Origin of the sequence: Moraxella sp. CTOTU47724 (genome assembly GCF_032014955.1) — a bacterium.
In the GTDB taxonomy this organism is placed as follows: Bacteria; Pseudomonadota; Gammaproteobacteria; order Pseudomonadales; family Moraxellaceae; genus Faucicola; species Faucicola tetraodonis.
Map to the genome: position 1 here is coordinate 1 of NZ_DALZSV010000050.1, position 17,428 is coordinate 17,428.

Annotated in this window: 18 protein-coding genes; 11 read left to right on the forward strand and 7 right to left on the reverse strand. The window is 43.7% G+C overall.

Going from position 1 to position 17,428, the window contains the following annotated elements; all coding sequences use genetic code 11:
- Together RTR63_RS09370 and hslO are read right to left on the reverse strand one after the other, a co-directional pair.
- The coding region (locus tag RTR63_RS09370; RefSeq protein ID WP_312523907.1) for a dodecin domain-containing protein at positions 1–98 on the reverse strand (98 nt) is incomplete at its 3' end.
- A 233-nt stretch (positions 99–331) separates the two neighbouring features.
- Positions 332–1,267 carry an Hsp33 family molecular chaperone HslO gene (gene hslO, locus RTR63_RS09375; protein ID WP_201665837.1) on the reverse strand — a complete coding sequence of 312 codons (936 nt, stop codon included), beginning with the start codon at positions 1,265–1,267 and terminating at the stop codon, positions 332–334.
- Between the two features lie 368 nt (positions 1,268–1,635).
- On the opposite strand from hslO, the gene RTR63_RS09380 reads away from it, so the two are divergent.
- The 4 genes from RTR63_RS09380 (at position 1,636) to RTR63_RS09395 (ending at position 5,110) form a co-directional block, all read left to right on the forward strand.
- Positions 1,636–2,715, forward strand: coding sequence for a glutamate/aspartate ABC transporter substrate-binding protein (locus RTR63_RS09380; RefSeq protein WP_138018584.1), 1,080 nt, complete (start codon positions 1,636–1,638; stop codon positions 2,713–2,715).
- Positions 2,716–2,851: 136 nt separating this feature from the next.
- On the forward strand, positions 2,852–3,598 hold the full coding sequence (locus RTR63_RS09385) for an amino acid ABC transporter permease (protein ID WP_040404072.1): 747 nt from the start codon (positions 2,852–2,854) through the stop codon (positions 3,596–3,598).
- Positions 3,595–4,266, forward strand: a complete 672-nt coding sequence (locus RTR63_RS09390; protein ID WP_007116978.1) for an ABC transporter permease subunit — start codon at positions 3,595–3,597, stop codon at positions 4,264–4,266. The genes RTR63_RS09385 and RTR63_RS09390 overlap by 4 nt, the downstream gene beginning before the upstream one ends.
- A 115-nt stretch (positions 4,267–4,381) precedes the next feature.
- Entirely contained in the window at positions 4,382–5,110 is a 729-nt protein-coding gene (locus RTR63_RS09395) for an amino acid ABC transporter ATP-binding protein (protein WP_312523909.1), read from the forward strand.
- 72 nt (positions 5,111–5,182) lie between these two features.
- On the opposite strand, the gene RTR63_RS09400 is transcribed toward RTR63_RS09395, so the two are convergent.
- Together RTR63_RS09400 and RTR63_RS09405 are read right to left on the reverse strand one after the other, a co-directional pair.
- Positions 5,183–6,541 carry a WS/DGAT/MGAT family O-acyltransferase gene (locus tag RTR63_RS09400; protein WP_312523897.1) on the reverse strand — a complete coding sequence of 453 codons (1,359 nt, stop codon included), beginning with the start codon at positions 6,539–6,541 and terminating at the stop codon, positions 5,183–5,185.
- Positions 6,542–6,569: 28 nt separating this feature from the next.
- On the reverse strand, positions 6,570–7,421 hold the full coding sequence (locus RTR63_RS09405) for a thiazole synthase (RefSeq protein ID WP_312523900.1): 852 nt from the start codon (positions 7,419–7,421) through the stop codon (positions 6,570–6,572).
- A 173-nt stretch (positions 7,422–7,594) separates the two neighbouring features.
- Between RTR63_RS09405 and gspE the strand changes: the two genes are divergently transcribed.
- The 3 genes from gspE to RTR63_RS09420 are packed head-to-tail and all read left to right on the forward strand — an operon-like array spanning position 7,595 to position 9,602.
- Positions 7,595–9,100, forward strand: a complete 1,506-nt coding sequence (gspE, locus tag RTR63_RS09410) for a type II secretion system ATPase GspE (protein WP_179286552.1) — start codon at positions 7,595–7,597, stop codon at positions 9,098–9,100.
- Positions 9,101–9,145: 45 nt separating this feature from the next.
- Complete coding sequence (locus RTR63_RS09415; RefSeq protein ID WP_076776833.1) at positions 9,146–9,412, forward strand: BrnT family toxin; 267 nt, start codon at positions 9,146–9,148, stop codon at positions 9,410–9,412.
- Positions 9,402–9,602 carry a hypothetical protein gene (locus RTR63_RS09420; RefSeq protein WP_050324717.1) on the forward strand — a complete coding sequence of 67 codons (201 nt, stop codon included), beginning with the start codon at positions 9,402–9,404 and terminating at the stop codon, positions 9,600–9,602. The genes RTR63_RS09415 and RTR63_RS09420 overlap by 11 nt, the downstream gene beginning before the upstream one ends.
- A gap of 10 nt (positions 9,603–9,612) precedes the next feature.
- On the opposite strand, the gene RTR63_RS09425 is transcribed toward RTR63_RS09420, so the two are convergent.
- The 3 genes from RTR63_RS09425 to RTR63_RS09435 all read right to left on the reverse strand — a co-directional run bounded on the left by RTR63_RS09425 (position 9,613) and on the right by RTR63_RS09435 (position 12,233).
- Positions 9,613–9,927: a hypothetical protein gene (locus RTR63_RS09425; RefSeq protein ID WP_312523901.1), complete on the reverse strand. Its 315-nt coding sequence runs from the start codon at positions 9,925–9,927 to the stop codon at positions 9,613–9,615.
- Between the two features lie 4 nt (positions 9,928–9,931).
- The gene (gene miaB / locus RTR63_RS09430) at positions 9,932–11,398 is read right to left on the reverse strand and encodes a tRNA (N6-isopentenyl adenosine(37)-C2)-methylthiotransferase MiaB (RefSeq protein WP_312523902.1); all 1,467 of its coding nucleotides are present in this window, start codon (positions 11,396–11,398) and stop codon (positions 9,932–9,934) included.
- Between the two features lie 73 nt (positions 11,399–11,471).
- A complete protein-coding gene (locus RTR63_RS09435) occupies positions 11,472–12,233 on the reverse strand; it encodes a class I SAM-dependent methyltransferase (RefSeq protein ID WP_312523903.1) in 762 nt (253 codons plus the stop codon).
- 270 nt (positions 12,234–12,503) lie between these two features.
- Here RTR63_RS09435 and RTR63_RS09440 point away from each other — a divergent pair, with 270 nt between their 5' ends.
- The 4 genes from RTR63_RS09440 to RTR63_RS09455 all read left to right on the forward strand — a co-directional run bounded on the left by RTR63_RS09440 (position 12,504) and on the right by RTR63_RS09455 (position 17,324).
- A complete protein-coding gene (locus RTR63_RS09440) occupies positions 12,504–14,489 on the forward strand; it encodes a lytic transglycosylase domain-containing protein (RefSeq protein ID WP_312523904.1) in 1,986 nt (661 codons plus the stop codon).
- Between the two features lie 321 nt (positions 14,490–14,810).
- Positions 14,811–15,584 carry a T2 family ribonuclease gene (locus RTR63_RS09445; protein WP_312523905.1) on the forward strand — a complete coding sequence of 258 codons (774 nt, stop codon included), beginning with the start codon at positions 14,811–14,813 and terminating at the stop codon, positions 15,582–15,584.
- 227 nt (positions 15,585–15,811) lie between these two features.
- Entirely contained in the window at positions 15,812–16,798 is a 987-nt protein-coding gene (locus RTR63_RS09450; protein ID WP_007116966.1) for a malate dehydrogenase, read from the forward strand.
- A 262-nt stretch (positions 16,799–17,060) separates the two neighbouring features.
- A complete protein-coding gene (locus tag RTR63_RS09455) occupies positions 17,061–17,324 on the forward strand; it encodes a DUF2789 family protein (RefSeq protein ID WP_050324722.1) in 264 nt (87 codons plus the stop codon).
- Positions 17,325–17,428 lie beyond the last annotated feature (104 nt).

Here is a 17,428-nt window from a genome sequence, read left to right on the forward strand (position 1 = left end):
TTAACCGTTTTGTTGACTTGTGTAATGCCTTTTTTGATCGCATCTTCAAAACTTACCGTTGAGCTGCTACTAATTTCAATATTTTTTGCCACTGACATAACGATATCCTTATTTTCTATTATATTATTTTCCTAATTAATTTTTAATCTAAAACTTATCAAGTTTAACTTAAGTTATCGCAAACTTGATGCTTATAACTTATCAAATATGCAAAAAAATACCAAAGTTAACTTGTAACTTTGGTATTAGTTTTGGCTATCACATCAACTAGAAGCGTAACCAATATTGCGCTATTTTAAATGATGTAAAAGTAGCTATGCAATCCATTAAATTAAGCAAAAATCATTTCAATATCTTTGTGATCAAAACGGTAAACATGTCCGCAGAAACCACAATCTAACGCCACCGCGCCCCCATGCTCATTAGCGATTTCTAATGCAGCTGGTTTGCCCAACTGAAAAATTGCCGATTCACTTTTCTGCTGTGAGCAAGTACAAGCAAAGGTCAACGGCATAGGCTCAGCCGTCACCACGTCTTCTTCATGATACAATCGATATAAAATCTCATCGGCTGGTAAGGTGGTTAATTCTTCAGCTTTTAGCGTTTTGGTTAAGATTTTTAAGCGCGGGAACAAGTCATTATCCACCGTCTCATGCTCTTCTTCTGTGGTACGTGGTAGCAACTGTAGCACGATACCGCCCGCTTGCTCACCATCACAAGCCAAGTTGATTAAGGTAGGAATCTGCACGGATTGCTGTTGGTAATGTGCCAAACAATCCGCCAAGTTATCTGCCACACGCTCAACAATGCCTTGATAACCTTCTGCTTGTGTGCCATACGTGGCATCAGGTTGGATATTAATAAATAACACCCCTTCACCGACTTTACCAAGTTTGGCAAAGGCATCATTTGCCGTTTGTGCGGATTGCCATTCGCCTGTCCACTCTGCAAGACCGCGAATGTGACCTTGGTGGTCGCACTCTGCCATCGCCCAAGTTAAGCTGTCCTGTTCAGGGTCAGTGGCTGCGCCTGAATTTTGCAATTGAATGGATAGACGACCTTCGATTTTTAAGGTACCGATCAGCAAGCTTGCCGCGACCAACATTTCCCCAAGTAGTTTTTGCAGGGCAACTGGGTAATCTTTTTGCTGCAATATCGTCTGTAGGCTGTCGTTGATTCGTACCACGTCACCGCGTACAGGGCTTTGCTCAAAATAAAAACGTTGGCGCATATCAAAATCGTGAAGTGCTTGAGTCGCTGTTGTCATAAATAACCTATCTTAAGTGAGTTTTAATCAATTTATTGAGCTATAAATGGGGATAAAATAGAAAATAGCAAAAAAATGGTAAAAAAATTGTCGATGACGAAAAAAATATTTTTTGTAAATCTATTGTCACAACACAGAAAAGTAAATTACTATAAACACACATTTTAAATCTTTTGAGTATCCTAAACTATTTTTTATCAGTCATTGTGCAAGGTTTTGCCAGATTTTAATGAGTGCAATGAGGGATGATGAAGGACAAGGAAGGATAAACACAAAGAGATGGGGGGAGTCTTTTTACTCGATTTGGCATTGACAGCCAAACAGCGAAAAGATTAACTAAGAACGTATCATACGACAAGGATCATAGGATGATTTTAATCTCTAAAAAGCCAATCGCCTTAGCAACCGTTGCTATTATGGCATTAGGTCTTGCAGGTTGTAACAAAGCCAGCGACAACAAAGCGGCAGGTACTGAAGGTAGCCAACCAGCGGCAGCGGCAACTGGTGAAAAAACGCTCGATAAAATTAAAAAATCAGGGGAAATCGTACTGGGTTACCGTGATTCCTCAATTCCATTTTCTTATATCGCAGGTACGCCAAACCAACCGGTGGGTTATGCCCATGACCTCCAATTAAAAATTGTTGATGCAGTCAAGAAACAATTGAATATGCCAGACCTCAAAGTGCGTTACAACCTAGTAACCTCACAGACCCGTATCCCATTGGTACAAAATGGTACAGTTGACTTAGAGTGTGGTTCAACCACCAACAATGAAGAGCGCCAAAAACAAGTGGCTTTCTCAAACGGTTTCTTTGAGATTGGTACTCGCTTATTAACCGCTAAAGATTCAGGTATTAAAGATTTTGCGGATTTAAAAGGCAAAACCTTAGTGACTACCGCAGGTACTACCTCTGAGCGTTTTATCAAAAAACTCAACGATGACAAAAAAATGGGCATTAACATCGTTTCTGCCAAAGACCACGGCGAATCTTTCTTGATGTTAGAAAGCGGTCGTGCGGCAGCCTTTATGATGGATGACGTACTGCTCGCGGGTGAAAAAGCCAAAGCCAAAGATCCAAACAAATGGGTCATTGTTGGTACCCCACAATCGTATGAAATTTACGGCTGTATGATGCGTAAAGACGATAGTGAATTCAAAAAAGTAGTCGATGATGCGTTGGTTGCGACTTATTCATCAGGTGAAATCAACGACATCTATAAAAAATGGTTCATGTCACCGATTCCACCAAAAAACATCAACATGAACTTCCAAATGTCTGATAACTTAAAAAGCTTGTTAGCAAACCCACATGACGGCGCGCAACCAAAAGACGTCGCTAATGCAGCCGCATCTGCTACCGTTAATGCAGTAGCAACGGGCGCGAGTAATGTGGCAACCGCTGTGGCATCTGCAAGCAATGCAATTGCAAGTGCAACAAAACCTTAGTTGATGGGATAACAACAAACTAGGTTAGGAAGGTTACTATCCAACATAAAACTGACGTCATCACCTATCAATTGTGGTTACGTCAGTTTTAGTTTTTGGGTAAATCAATTTGCTAGACAGGATTTTGGGGGTGGCAATGAATTATAGTTGGAATTGGGGCGTGTTGCTGCAACCAACAGGTGTAGGCAACGAAGTCTACTGGCAGTGGCTATTGACAGGCTTTAAATGGCTGTTGGTCATTGGTGGGAGTGGCTGGCTGATTGCCTTAATTATCGGTACGATTTTAGGTATTATGCGTACTTTACCAAACAAAACTGCCAGAGCGATTGGTACGGCTTATGTGAGTTTTTTTCGTAACATTCCGCTATTAATACAGTTATTCTTCTGGTTTTATGTGGCACCTACTTGGCTGACACCTGCCTTACAAAAATGGTGGTTTCAAGAGTTAGACCCAAATACCTCGGCGGTGATTTCGGCAAGTATTGGTCTTGGGTTATTTACTGCAGCGCGTATTGTAGAGCAAGTGCGTACGGGTATTGAATCATTGCCAAAAGGGCAGACCAATGCTGCCTATGCGCTCGGGTTCACCTTGCCCCAGACGTATCGTCATATCGTCTTGCCACAGGCATTTCGGGTGATTTTACCACCGATGAGCTCTGAGCTTACCAACTGTTTTAAGAATGCCTCGGTCGCTTCATTGGTCGGGGTTACTGAGCTGATTAGCCAAACCAAAACTATCAGTGAATATACCCAAAACAATATCGAAGTGTATACCTTTACCACGATTATTTATTTATTGTTTAATTTGGTGTTGATTTATTTTATGACTTGGCTTGAGAAAAAATTACGCATCAAAGGTCAAATCGATGGGGGTGGCGCATGAATATGATGGAATTACAAGCCGCAATGCCAGGGTTGATGGGTGGCTTATGGATCACCTTCAAAGTGTTGTTTTTAGCTATCATTGGCGGTTTGGCGCTGGGTACGATTCTAGCCTTGATGCGGTTGTCGGGTATTCGTATTTTAGCCGTGCCCGCTAAGCTGTATGTCAACTTTTTCCGCTCAGTGCCGCTGCTGTTGGTATTGCTTTGGTTTTATTTTGCTGTACCGATGGTGTATAACTTGGTGACGGGCACGTATTTGACGTTGGATACCGCGTTTACTTCGTGCGTGGTGGCATTTATGGTGTTTGAAGCCGCGTATTTTTCTGAGATTGTACGTGCGGGTATCCAGTCAATTGGCAAAGGACAGGTCAATGCTGCTAAAGCCTTGGGTATGACTTATGGTCAGACCATGCGCTTTATTATTTTGCCACAAGCGTTTCGCAAGATGTTTCCGCTACTTCTACAACAGTCGATTATTTTGTTCCAAGATACGACGTTGGTGTTCGCGATTGGCTTGGTGGATTTCTTCCGAGCCTCATACGTGCGCGGTGACTTGATGGGGTTACTAACCCCCTATATCTTGCTGGCAGGGGCGTTTTATTTTGTGGTCAGTCTAACCGCATCGACCGCTGTCAACCACCTACGCAAACGCTTTCGCATGGCTTAATCAATATTGAATAAAGGAAAATAACATGTCAGTAGTTACTAAAATTGATGAAACCACCTGGCTCAACGAATTTGGCGGTTTGGTATCAAACAGTGGACACGCCAGTCCCGATATCATGATTAATGTCAACAAAATCAGTAAATGGTATGGCGACTTTCAAGTATTGACCGACTGTACCGCGCATGTGCACAAAGGCGATGTGACCGTCATCTGTGGTCCATCAGGTAGCGGCAAATCAACTTTAATCAAAACCGTCAATGGGCTTGAAGCCTTTCAACAAGGTGAAATCTTGATTGATGGCATTTCGGTCGGCGCCAAAGAAACCGACTTGCCAAAACTACGTAGCCGGGTAGGGATGGTATTTCAGCATTTCGAACTGTTTCCGCATTTATCCATCTTAGAAAACTTGACCTTGGCACAAATCAAAGTATTGGGTCGTAGTCAGTCTGAAGCGCAGAAAAAAGGCTTGGGTTATCTTGACCGCGTGGGCTTGTCAGCGCATGCCAAAAAATACCCTGCTGAGTTGTCAGGCGGTCAGCAGCAACGGGTGGCAATTGCGCGTGCGCTTAGTATGGACCCGATTGCAATGCTGTTTGATGAGCCAACTTCCGCACTTGACCCTGAGATGATTCAAGAGGTACTTGAGGTGATGATTGAGCTTGCTAATGAGGGCATGACTATGATGTGTGTGACCCACGAAATGGGCTTTGCGCGCCAAGTCGCCAGCCGTATCATCTTTATGGATCAAGGTCATATCGTTGAAAACTGTAGCCGTGAAGAATTCTTTGCCGGTGCGCGTAGCGAGCGTGCGAAAGATTTTTTGTCAAAAATCTTAAATCACTAAATATAAGATAAAGTTTATTTCATTAAAAAACGGCAGTCACTGCCGTTTTTTATTGTCAAAGTTTGCATTAGCCTAATTGCTCATGAGTGATTCAAATTCTTTGAGTTCCTCTTCCATATAGGTGAGTAATCGTTGGCTATGGGGCAATATTTGGCTACAGGTGACGATACAAAACTCGATTTTATCCACGTAAGTACACAAGGTGATATTCATCGCTTGGTCATTGAGCACGATCGAGGCAGGATACAGCGCCTGCAGTTTTGCCCCTTGCCAATACAATGGCTGATGAGAACCTGGTACATTTGAGATAATCAAGTTAAAACCGCGATAATCGGGAAACAGACCGGTAAGTACCTGCAATCCTGAACGGCTATAAGCAACCCCACTATAAATAATCGACGAGGCTTGCTTCATCCGTGAAAAGCGTTTTTTACTATTTTTGGTGCTGCCATTAATCGTCTTTAACCGGGCAACAGGGTCGGCAAGGTGGGTGGCAAGATTGGCTAAAATAAAGGTAATTTGATTGCCAACGTGTTGGCTTGCGCTATCGTTGTCATCGCGCAGGGATAAGGGTACAAAAGCAATCAAGGGTTTTTTGGGTAAGCCATTGATATCGAGCAAATAACGGCGTAAAGCGCCCGAACAAATCGCCAAAATCACATCATTGACGGTCACAGCGTAATGTTTGGCGATGGTTTGAAACCGAATAAGCTCATAAGATTGTGCAGAGATGCGCCGTGAGCTTGATACCGGTTGGTTGAGGGGGCTATCTGGCGCTTGGGTGGTGGTAATGTAGTCTTTGTGAAATCGCTCTACCACATTTTTACCTAAGGCTTTGATGGCAGGTGGGATAGCCAGCGCTTGCTCTTTGACGACACGCAGAAGGGATTTATCTTCTGGTATCAAAGCATCGAGTTGGTGACGATGACGGGTCATTAGCGACCAAATTGGCAAGCTAATACGCTCGGTTGGCGATTCTGATAGCGATTTTTTGACCAAACGAATCGCCGCTATCCCATCGACCATAGAATGATGAATCTTAAAATACAACGCAAAACGATTGCCTTCAATCCCCTCGATGATGTGACATTCCCACATCGGTTTGGCACGGTTGAGTAATTTGCTGTGCTCTTGGGACACATAAGTCAATAGCTCACGGATGCGTGCCGGTTTGGGCAGGGCGATATGGCGAAAATGATGGTCGACTTCAAAGTTTTCATCGGTTTTCCACCATGCTAGATGATATAACACTTGGTTAAACGGAAAACTCGGCGGCGTCTTTTGCGTAACCATCTGCTGCACCAAATCACTGACAAAGGTATCGCTTGCGCCATCGGGAATCTCAAACAAGAACAGCCCACCAATGTGCATCGGCTGATTGCGATTTTCAAGTAAGATAAATAACTGGTCAATGGCGGTGAGCAGACGCATGCGATGTCCTTAAGTGTGAAATAATAAATTAGCGGAAAAAATAGCCAGTCTGTGGCGAGCTAGCTTGTGCCATATAGCGTGCTGGCATACGACCCGCCAAGAAGGCTTCGCGTCCAGCCATCACCGCATGTTTCATGGCAGAGGCCATCAATACAGGGTTTTGCGCATGGGCAATCGCGGTGTTCATCAGTACGCCATCACAGCCTAATTCCAAGGCAATGGCGGCATCACTGGCCGTACCCACGCCTGCATCCACCAAGACCGGCACTTGGGTTTGCTCGATGATGAGACTTAAGGTATGGCGATTGAGCAATCCTAAACCTGAGCCAATCAAACTGCCCAATGGCATAATCGCCACACAGCCCATGCTCTCTAATTCTTTGGCAACAATCGGGTCATCTGAGGTATACACCATTACATCAAAGCCATCATCAATTAGCGTCTTAGCCGCTTTCACGGTTTCGATGACATTGGGATACAAGTTTTTTTCATCGCCCAATACTTCAAGTTTGACAAGGTTGTGCCCATCCAACAATTCACGCGCTAATTGACAGGTACGCACAGCAGTATCAGCATCAAAACAGCCAGCGGTGTTAGGTAAAATGGTGTATTTTTCAGGAGAAATCACATCAAGTAGATTGGGTTCATCTTTTTTCTGCCCGATATTCACGCGCCGAATGGCGACAGTGACGATTTGCGCGCCGCTGGCAGCGATGGCTTCGCCTGTTTGTGCCAAATCTGTATATTTGCCAGTACCGACGAGCAAACGAGAGGTAAACGTGCGCGAACCAATGTGTAGCAGGTCGTTTGGGGCGGTCAGCGTATTTTGGATTGAAAGATTTTGGGTTTCAGGATTTTGAGTTGAAGTGGTTTGGGTCATTATCATCCCTTTTTAAATTTTGATTGTCATGGTTATCAATCAGTAAAAAATGCTTTAGTATAACAAAATATAGCTTGTCTCAGGGTCTTTTTGTGCGCCTTGGTAGGATTTGTCCTGTTGATAAGCTACAATGGAACGCATCTTTTCTTGGCTTATTTCATTCGATCATCCCTATGCTAAATCCGATTGCCTTGCCCTATAGTTTTGCCAAACGTCATCAACTGCTGTTGCAATACTCGCAAGATTTGACTGCCCCGCCGACGTTATTGATGACGGCGGATACCCCTATGGAAGCCATCAACGAAGCCAACCGTTTTGCCAGTCAAGCAGGGGTGCCACTGCCATTGAATTTTGCCATGGCGCAAAGTGACGATTTTGAAAAGCAGTTAGCCGCTGTCTATGCAGGTAACACAGGGGAATCTCAGCATATTGCCGCTGGGCTTGAAGACCATCCCGACTTGATGAGTCTTGCTGACAGTGTCCCCGAAACGGAAGACTTGATGGACCAAGAAGATGACGCGCCCATCATTCGCCTAATCAATGCGCTATTGTCCGAAGCCATCCGCCTAAACGCCTCAGATATTCACATTGAAACCTTTGAAAAACGCCTATCGGTGCGCTTTCGGGTGGATGGGGTGCTTAAAGAAATCGTCAGTCCAAAACGGGAACTGTCACCACTACTGGTGTCGCGTATTAAAGTGATGGCAAAACTGGATATCGCTGAAAAACGGGTGCCGCAGGATGGACGCATCTCACTACGTCTGGCTGGGCGTGAAGTGGATGTACGGGTATCAACATTACCATCAAATTTTGGTGAGCGTGTGGTGATGCGGCTTTTGGATAAACAAGCGGGTCGGTTAAATATGACCTATTTGGGTTTGTCAGACAATGACTATGCCGAGCTTAAACGCTTAATCCATCGCCCGCATGGCATTATTCTGGTCACAGGTCCGACAGGTTCGGGCAAAACCACGACGCTGTACGCGGCTTTAACAGATTTGAACGATAACACCCGTAATATTTTGACCGCTGAAGACCCGATTGAATTTCAGCTAGATGGTATTGGGCAAACCCAAGTCAATAATAAAGTCGATATGACCTTTGCCCGTAGCCTGCGAGCCATGCTACGTCAAGACCCTGACGTGGTCATGGTGGGGGAGATTCGCGATTTGGAGACCGCAGAAATTGCGGTGCAAGCGTCACTCACAGGTCACTTGGTACTCTCGACCCTGCATACCAACACCGCGATTGGTGCTGTGACGCGGCTACAAGATATGGGGGTTGAGCCGTTTTTGTTGTCATCGAGCCTCATTGGCGTGGTGGCACAGCGACTAGTGCGCACCTTGTGTCCGCATTGTCATACATGGACGCTTGCCGATGCGTATCAAACGCAGATTTTTACTGAAATAGGCGAAATCGGGGAGATTAAACTGCCAAAACCTGTGGGCTGCGAAAAGTGCAATCAATCGGGATTTCGGGGACGTACTGCGATTTATGAAGTGGTGCCTGTGGATGACAAACTGCGACAATTGATTCATAGCCAAACAGCGGAGTTTGAGCTTGAAAGCTATGCCCGTAGCAAAACACCATCCATTCGCGCCGATGGACTCAAAAAAGTGTTGGCAGGCAAAACTACATTGGAAGAAGTATTACGTGTCACTAAAGAAAAAGAGATGTGATATATTTTTCTAGTGTTAATGAAAAAATGAATATAGGTCGCTAAATTGATACAAATAACTTTTGACCAAAATAAAGCTGAAAGTAATAAAATCAAACATGGTGTAAGTTTTGATGAAGCAAAAATTGCATTACTTGACCCGAATGCGCTAGTACGTGAAGATTTTGACCACGATGAACCAAGATTTGTATTATTAGGAATGGCAAATCGCTTATTAGTTGTTGTCTATTGTTATGTGGATAATGATGATATGATTCGGTTAATATCTGCACGAAAAGCAACCAAAAACGAGGAAAAACAATATGCAAACTGAATACGATTTCTCAAATGCTCAAAGAGCGACACAAATTTCCCATCTTAATCGGTTGCGAGAACAACAGCATTTGCTGGATAAAGATGTGAGTGATTGGCTTGTAACCCAAGATGATGATACTAAAAAACATATCAGTGAAATGATTCGCCAAGTAATGGCGATGAAAATTCACACACAATCTACTGTTTAAATTATGTGTTTTAGTCACTGATGCAATGAATAACTTGCATTTTTTCAATTGACAAACGGATAAAGTTTTCGATTTTCTGACAGTGAGTGATAGATTGCTTACGGTTATTTTTCGCAAAATAGTCTGCCAAATTATTTAATTCAACGACCAGTGATTTAGCAACATTCGGATAAATCACTGGGTCATTATAAAAGTTATCCAATAGCCAAGTAAGCGTTGAAAAGTTAGTGTTACCTTCGGCTAAACGTAAAATACGTTCGTCCTCATGCGAAATTTGACAATTGATTTTCTCATTGTCACAATCAAACCACATGTCAAATGCCATTATATTAACCTAACACTTCCATCAACTCACCTTCCACCAAATGCGGACTCATGGCTCGCGTGACTTTTACCATCACCAGTTTACCAATCAACGTGTCATCGCCTTTGAACAATACCGTTCGCGTATTATCTGCCGTTCCCATCAAAAATTCAGGATTGCGGTCGCCATGTTGCTCCACCAGCACACGCACGGTTTGACCCACCATGCCTTGGGTTTTTGCCCAAGTCGAATCGACAATCACCTTTTGAAACTCAGCCAAACGGGCTTTTTTGGTTGCTATATCGATATTGTCGGGCAAGTCTGACGCAGGCGTACCTGGGCGCTTGGAGTAAATAAAGCTATACGAATGGTCAAAATCCAAATCTTTGGCAAGATTGAGCGTATCTTGGAAATCTTGGTCGGTTTCATTGGGAAACCCGATAATAAAATCGCTTGATAAATACATATCAGGGCGCACCGCGCGCAGTTTGCGGATTTGCTCAATGTAGATATCAATGGTGTGGTTACGCTTCATGGCAGCTAGGATAGCGTTGGAGCCACTTTGCACGGGTAGGTGCAGGTGGGATACCAGTTTTGGTATTTTGGCATACGCTTCAATGATATCATCGCTAAATTCCAGTGGATGGCTGGTGGTATAGCGAATACGCTCAATGCCGTCAACGTGCGCCACATAATGCAATAACTCACTAAAACGGCAAATTGTGCCATCGTGTTTTTCACCGCGGTAGCCATTGACGTTTTGCCCCAATAGCGTTACTTCACGTACCCCTTGGCTAGCAAGGCTGTCAATCTCGGCAAGTACATCATCGAGTGGGCGCGAGATTTCTTCGCCTCGGGTGTAAGGCACCACGCAAAATGAGCAGTATTTTGAGCAGCCTTCCATGATGGATACAAACGCCTTAAACCCTTCCACTTTGGACTCGGGTAAAAAGTCAAATTTTTCGATACTTGGGAAAGACACATCGACGACGCCGATACGGTTTTTGGGTTTGACATCCAGCTGTTTGGTGGATTGGTCATACAGTTCTGGCAGGCGATGCAGGGTTTGCGGTCCAAACACCATATCGACATGCGGGGCACGGCTTTGGATTTTATCACCTTCTTGTGACGCCACGCAGCCACCCACACCGATGACCAAATTCGGGTTTTTCTCTTTAAGCTTTTTCCAGCGTCCGAGTTCAGAAAATACTTTTTCTTGCGCTTTTTCACGAATCGAGCAGGTATTCATGAGCAGCACATCGGCTTCTTCAGGATTGTCCGTTAGCACCATGCCATGGGAGTCGCCTAGCACATCTGCCATTTTTTCAGAGTCATACACATTCATCTGACAGCCTTGGGTCTCGATAAACACGCGTTTGACACGAGTATCCGCTGGTAGCATGGTGGGTTCAACACTCGCCGCTAGCGTTGGCGTTACCAAATTTTGAGTTTTGGAAATCTGTGCTTTTGGGTCAAAAGTAGCAACTGTCATGACTACACCTAAATGTTTCGCTTAAAATAAACCCTCAATTATAACAGATTTTTTTGGCAAGATGCGGTAGTGATTATTTTGACAGCACTAAATAAATAACATCGGTGCTAAAATTGCCAGCCTCATCTATCTCAAAATATTGTCTAACAGGCGCGGCACAATTTTTTTGTAAGGCGCGAATCACTTGTATGCTGGTATCAGGGGTATGCATACGGGCGACCCAACTGTCAAAATTTAACGCCAGTTTTTGCATCTCGACAGTCGCCACGCTAAAGCCAGTGATTTCTGCAAAATACAACCACTCGGCAAGACTATAATCTTTAACATGACTGGGATCGCGGATGGTTTCAATGGTCTGTAAAAAATTATTGAGCACGGGGTTGCTATTGCCCAACACATCGACAATCACCACTTTGCCACCGTCAGCTAGAGCGCGATGCATTTCAAACAGCGCTTGTGGTACATTTTGCCAATGGTGCGCAGAATAGCGCGTGATAATGGCATCAAATTGGTGGTCGGCAAAGGGTAATTTTTCTGCCGTACCGATTTGCGTGGTGATATTGGTTAAGCCGCGTGTTTTGGCTTGGCGGGCGACCACTTCGGTCATCGTAGGGGTAATATCATAAGCAATCACTGATGTGGCAACAGGCGCCACCTGATAACTGACGTGCCCACCGCCACAGCCCAAATCCAATATATGCCTAAGCTTGTGCGCCTCAATCAACTGTTTTATTTTATCGAACTCAGCACCTTGCGCATGAACAGCGCTATTGAGGTAATTGTGGGATTTGTCTTGGTATTGTTGAATATTTAGGGCGTGTTGGGTATCGGTCATGGCTTATCGCATTTAGTTAGCTAATAATAGGTTTATCATAAGCAAAATAATTTATAATTTATAGTTAATTAAATTTTTAAATAAAAAACTATTGGTTATATAAAATATGCTGCAACATTTTTATACAATTAGTTGAGATTTGGGTAAATGTTTTTTAGTGGACAATCGTTATAATCGCTTCAGCAAGGTTAACCATTTTTACATTACTTTTGTCATTTTTTGCCTATTTATCCTATTTATTTATCCTAGTTAAAGGTCTTACCAATTATTATGAAAAATCTCAAGCTTTCGATGATTTCATGCGGTGTGATTGCTGTTTTTGCAGAATCTGCTTGTGCAAGTAGCTATTCTGTAGGGACGCCTAGCACCGCAGATAGTTATTTTAACCAAGCCGAACGTGAAGCTAGCCGCGGCAACTTATCGCAAATGGGCAACTATCAGCAAATGATGGCGGGTGGTAGTCTAGACATGTATCCAGAGTATTGGCAGCTCAATAAAGACTTAGACGCCCAGCCTGCATCAGCGATTGTAAGTTTTGCCAACCGTTATCCACAAACTGCGATGGCAGAAAAATTGGCGGCAGATTATGCAGAAACCAAAGCGCGGATGGGTGATTATGATGCAGTTAGACAAGTGGCGAGCTATGTGACCAATCCTGATGCGAGTGAAGCTTGTGCTATTGCGTTAGGCTTCAATCACGGTGGCGATAGCATGCGCGCTTATACCGAAAAAGGTAATGTTTGGCTCAACACGGATAAAAAACTGCCGCAGCTTTGCCAACAGTTGGCGACAGAGCTCAATGGCAATCGCATGGTTAGCAATGATGACCGTGAGCAGCGACTGTACCGTATGCTACGCACGGGCAACAACGGTGATATCGTGCAACTTGCCAGCCGATTGGGCGTGCAGATGAGCTACAATCAGCTCATGAGCATCAGTAGCAGTCCCAATGCGTTTTTCTCACAACTCGGAAGTATGCCAGCAACCGCCAGCAATCGATATTTATATTTATATGCTTTAGGGCAACTTGCCAAAAAATCTGTCAGTGAAGCGGCGATGCAGCTTAACTATGATTTGGGGCGAAATCCGCAGTTTTTTGATGCCAAAACTCGTCAATATGCCTACCGTACCTTGGGTGTGGCAAGGATGGGCGTCAATACCGATCAAGGGTTTAGTAGTGACGCGGTTGATTGGATGCAAAAAAGTCTGGGCGTACCATTTAATAATGAAGAAGCCGAAAACTATGCCCAAGCAGCGATACGCTATAGCCGATGGTCAGATTTGGCACAAGCCATTGGCGCAATGGACTATAAAAATCAGCAGCAACCGATATGGCAATATTGGCTTGCCAAAGCCTACAAATTGGGCGGCACTAACCAGCAGCGTCAACAAGCCAATCAGCTATTTAGTCAATTGGCGCAAACCAATGACTATTATGGACTGCTCTCCAAAGACCAACTGGGGCAGCGTTTTGACCGCTTACCGACCAATCCACCGGTGAGTAATAGTGATTACTCACGCCTCGCAAACGATAGTTTCTTTAATCGCGCATTTACCCTCTATAAACTTGCCGCCAATCCCAGCTATACCAACCGTGAATGGAACTGGGCGGTAAAAAAAGCACGAGACCGTGGTGATGAGACGATGATTTTGGCAGCGGCGCAAACCGCATCGGACATGGGATGGTATGACCGTGCTATCTACGCGTTGGAGTCTACCAAAACGATTCCAAATTCGGCACTGGCATTCCCAATGCCCCATCAGTCTAGTGTCGTGCAATACAGCCGCCAAGCGGGAATCGATCCTGCCTGGGCGTATGGCATCATGCGTCAAGAAAGCCGTTTTAATATCGGCGCGCGTTCGGGTGTTGGGGCGGGGGGGTTGATGCAAATCATGCCAGACACCGCGCGCTATATCGCACGTAAATTGGGCGAACCGTATGAGCCATCTCGCGTCGCAGGGGGCGATACTAATATTCGCTACGGTACGTATTATATGGGCGATATTTTAAATAAATTGGGCGGTCAACCTGTACTAGCTACCGCGGGCTATAATGCAGGGCCAGGTAAGGCCAAAACTTGGCAACCTGAGAACGGTAGCCTAGCGGCAGATCAGTATGTTGAGACCATTCCTTATTCAGAAACGCGCAATTATGTCAAAGCCGTGATGGAAAATGCGACCAATTATGATGTGCTCCTTGGCGGTAGCAACCAACCGATTAGTCAGCGTATGGGTACCATTAGTGCTAAATATTAAATTAATTTGAATTAAATAAACCTGCTAAATCCGCTAAAACAACAGCTAATTGATTGATAATAGTCAATAAATTACTGTTGTTTTTTAGTATATACAGGGTTTACAAAATCTGACCTAGTTAGTATGATTTCAAAAAATTGGCATGACGCATAAACATTAGTTTCGTTTGGCAAAAATTTAGTTATTTCAAGCAAAAAATTAATCAGTCAATGACCATTTTTATCACTTCTATTTTAAAAGCTCACTGTAAATTTAAAAGCTCACTGTAAACGTTAAAGCAACCTGCTTGTTTTTAATCACCAACTATTTGGTTTAATTGTTATGCTGTCATCTTGTCTAAAAACATTACTCGATTTTACCAACTTGCACGCGGCATCACACGCCGCCACATTGGGGTCGTTAAAGATTAGAGCAAAGTTTCAAGATGAGGTGGCGGAAAATTTAGCGAGTTTAGTTATCAACTCAAGTCATCAAAAAAGCGCAAGGTTTAGCGGCTATTTGTCAGTTGGCTGCTTGGCGGTGATGGGTGCTTTAGCAACCTCAGCTGCCCACGCCGACAGTGTTTTAGGGGTTGAATTATCCCCTGCCATCTGCAAGCTTAACCCATACATGGGTAATCTTCGCCAATGTATCGAAGGCAATCCGATGACGGTGAATTTTTATCGGGTGGCGAACCAGTCTTGTAGTAATAGCCGTTACAGCATGTCGCCACTGCAAGAAAAGATCACCTCAAAAGTCATTCCAGATGGTAATATTCGCAAAAATATTTGGCAGCAGTATGGTCGCTGCAGTGGTCTAAGTACCCCTAATTATTTTCGCACCATTACCTCACTTGCCAGTCAATTAAAACTTCCAAAAGAACTCAGTAGCGGTCGCAGTTATCGATTCACGTCCAGTGGCTTGAGCCACCAATTATTATCTTTAAACCCTGGCATGAAGCCAAACTCGTTTAATTTTTTCTGTCAAAAAAATAGTGCAGGTCAATCTGTATTGACCTATATTAACGTGTGCTATGACAATAACGGACGGTTTGCCCAATGTGCCACCCGCTCTTACGCCTGTCCTAGTCAATTTTTGATTGATGGTAATTATTGAGGGATGGCGGTATCAATTTTTGCCTAGTTTTAAGCGTTTTTTATTTTGTTCTTTGCCTTACTTTAACCCATAATTGTCAAGCTCACCCGACAATTGACCCCATAAATTTATGGTCTTTGATGGTGACAAGTGATAAACTAGGCAAGCTTTTTTAGACAACTTTTTCTGCTTTTTTCACTGCCTTGCTTTTGCAAAGGATCTTGTACTTATCATAATAGGAGCTTTCAATGAAACAGCCTGTTCGTGTTGCGGTGACTGGTGCTGCTGGTCAAATCAGTTATTCATTATTATTTCGTATCGCATCGGGTGATATGTTAGGTAAAGACCAACCTGTCATTTTACAATTATTAGAAATCACACCAGCCTTAGAAGCTTTAAAAGGTGTGGTAATGGAACTTGAAGATTGTGCATTCCCATTGCTAGCGGGCGTCGTACAAACTGACGACGCTAACGTTGCGTTCAAAGATGCGGACTATGCCCTACTGGTAGGTGCCCGTCCTCGTGGCCCAGGCATGGAGCGTAAAGATTTGCTCGAAGCTAACGCCGCCATCTTCTCTGCACAAGGTAAAGCCTTGAACGACAACGCTAGCCGTAATGTCAAAGTATTGGTTGTGGGTAACCCAGCCAACACCAATGCCTTAATCGCACAGCGTAATGCCCCAGACCTAGATCCACGTAACTTTACAGCGATGACACGTCTTGACCATAACCGTGGTATGGCGCAATTGGCTGAAGAAACTGAAACCACCGTAAATGACATCAAAAAAATGATCATTTGGGGTAACCATTCTTCAACCCAGTACCCAGATTTGACTTTCACCACGGTAAAAGGTCAACCCGCTCTAGAGCAAGTACAACGTGACTGGTACGAAGGTACTTATATCCCTAACGTACAACAACGTGGTGCTGCCATCATTAAAGCACGTGGTGCCTCATCAGCGGCATCTGCGGCAAACGCTGCGATTGCGCACATTCGTTCATGGGCACTAGGCACCGACGAGAATGATTGGGTATCTATGGGTGTTTATTCAAATGGTGAATACGGTATCCAAAAAGGTCTTATCTATTCATTCCCATGTACTTGCCAAAATGGCGACTGGAAAATTGTTGAAGGGCTAGACGTTTCATCGGCTTTCTCACAAGAAAAAATGAAAGCCACTGAAACTGAATTGGCTGAAGAGCGTGATGCAGTAAGCCACTTACTACCTAACTAATTAGGTTATAACGTTTTAACAGAAAAAAACCAGCCTAATGAGGCTGGTTTTTTTACATGAAATAACCACACTATACAATCAAATCACATTTTTTTTATCCAATTTTGGCTACAATGCTCTAACAGTAACAATAACCCATGGCACTTTTTTGATTATTTTTAAATAAAAATAGTGCTAAAAATAATGACATTACAATAACCGTTGATACTTTTAAACGTTGATACTAAACGTTGATACTTTTAAGAGTACTAGGAGAACCACAATGATGACAGATGGCGAAAGAAACATTAATATGTTGTTTGAACAAATGGGTATGGATGGCGATGATGCTGCGGTTGAACAATTTATTCAAGAAAATCAATTGGCCCAATCAGTCCAGCTGAGCGATGCGCCTTTTTGGAGCGACAACCAACGTAAATTTTTAAAAGACGAATACCGTGCAGATGCAGGTTGGATTGAAATCATCGATGAGCTTAATACCCGTCTACACAAAGATGCCATGGATGCACAAAAACTGGCTAAATAAGTCCTTTTAATACTGTCAAAGGTATTTTCTAAATGTATTAAAAAATAACTAATACCAAACCCAATAATTAAAGCACTGCCCAATGACGAGCAGTGAGCGACTTA

What these genes read in the sequence shown, in the direction of transcription:
- RTR63_RS09400 (WP_312523897.1), bottom strand. Translation starts at nt 6,541, where the DNA reads ATGCGTCTGCTCACCGCCATTGACCAGTTATTTATCTTACTTGAAAAT.
- RTR63_RS09385 (WP_040404072.1), top strand. Translation starts at nt 2,852, where the DNA reads ATGAATTATAGTTGGAATTGGGGCGTGTTGCTGCAACCAACAGGTGTA.
- RTR63_RS09425 (WP_312523901.1), bottom strand. Translation starts at nt 9,927, where the DNA reads ATGGCATTTGACATGTGGTTTGATTGTGACAATGAGAAAATCAATTGT.
- RTR63_RS09395 (WP_312523909.1), top strand. Translation starts at nt 4,382, where the DNA reads ATGATTAATGTCAACAAAATCAGTAAATGGTATGGCGACTTTCAAGTA.
- gspE (WP_179286552.1), top strand. Translation starts at nt 7,595, where the DNA reads ATGCTAAATCCGATTGCCTTGCCCTATAGTTTTGCCAAACGTCATCAA.
- RTR63_RS09420 (WP_050324717.1), top strand. Translation starts at nt 9,402, where the DNA reads ATGCAAACTGAATACGATTTCTCAAATGCTCAAAGAGCGACACAAATT.
- RTR63_RS09455 (WP_050324722.1), top strand. Translation starts at nt 17,061, where the DNA reads ATGATGACAGATGGCGAAAGAAACATTAATATGTTGTTTGAACAAATG.
- RTR63_RS09380 (WP_138018584.1), top strand. Translation starts at nt 1,636, where the DNA reads ATGATTTTAATCTCTAAAAAGCCAATCGCCTTAGCAACCGTTGCTATT.
- RTR63_RS09390 (WP_007116978.1), top strand. Translation starts at nt 3,595, where the DNA reads ATGAATATGATGGAATTACAAGCCGCAATGCCAGGGTTGATGGGTGGC.
- RTR63_RS09450 (WP_007116966.1), top strand. Translation starts at nt 15,812, where the DNA reads ATGAAACAGCCTGTTCGTGTTGCGGTGACTGGTGCTGCTGGTCAAATC.
- RTR63_RS09405 (WP_312523900.1), bottom strand. Translation starts at nt 7,421, where the DNA reads ATGACCCAAACCACTTCAACTCAAAATCCTGAAACCCAAAATCTTTCA.
- RTR63_RS09435 (WP_312523903.1), bottom strand. Translation starts at nt 12,233, where the DNA reads ATGACCGATACCCAACACGCCCTAAATATTCAACAATACCAAGACAAA.
- RTR63_RS09445 (WP_312523905.1), top strand. Translation starts at nt 14,811, where the DNA reads ATGCTGTCATCTTGTCTAAAAACATTACTCGATTTTACCAACTTGCAC.
- RTR63_RS09440 (WP_312523904.1), top strand. Translation starts at nt 12,504, where the DNA reads ATGAAAAATCTCAAGCTTTCGATGATTTCATGCGGTGTGATTGCTGTT.
- miaB (WP_312523902.1), bottom strand. Translation starts at nt 11,398, where the DNA reads ATGACAGTTGCTACTTTTGACCCAAAAGCACAGATTTCCAAAACTCAA.
- hslO (WP_201665837.1), bottom strand. Translation starts at nt 1,267, where the DNA reads ATGACAACAGCGACTCAAGCACTTCACGATTTTGATATGCGCCAACGT.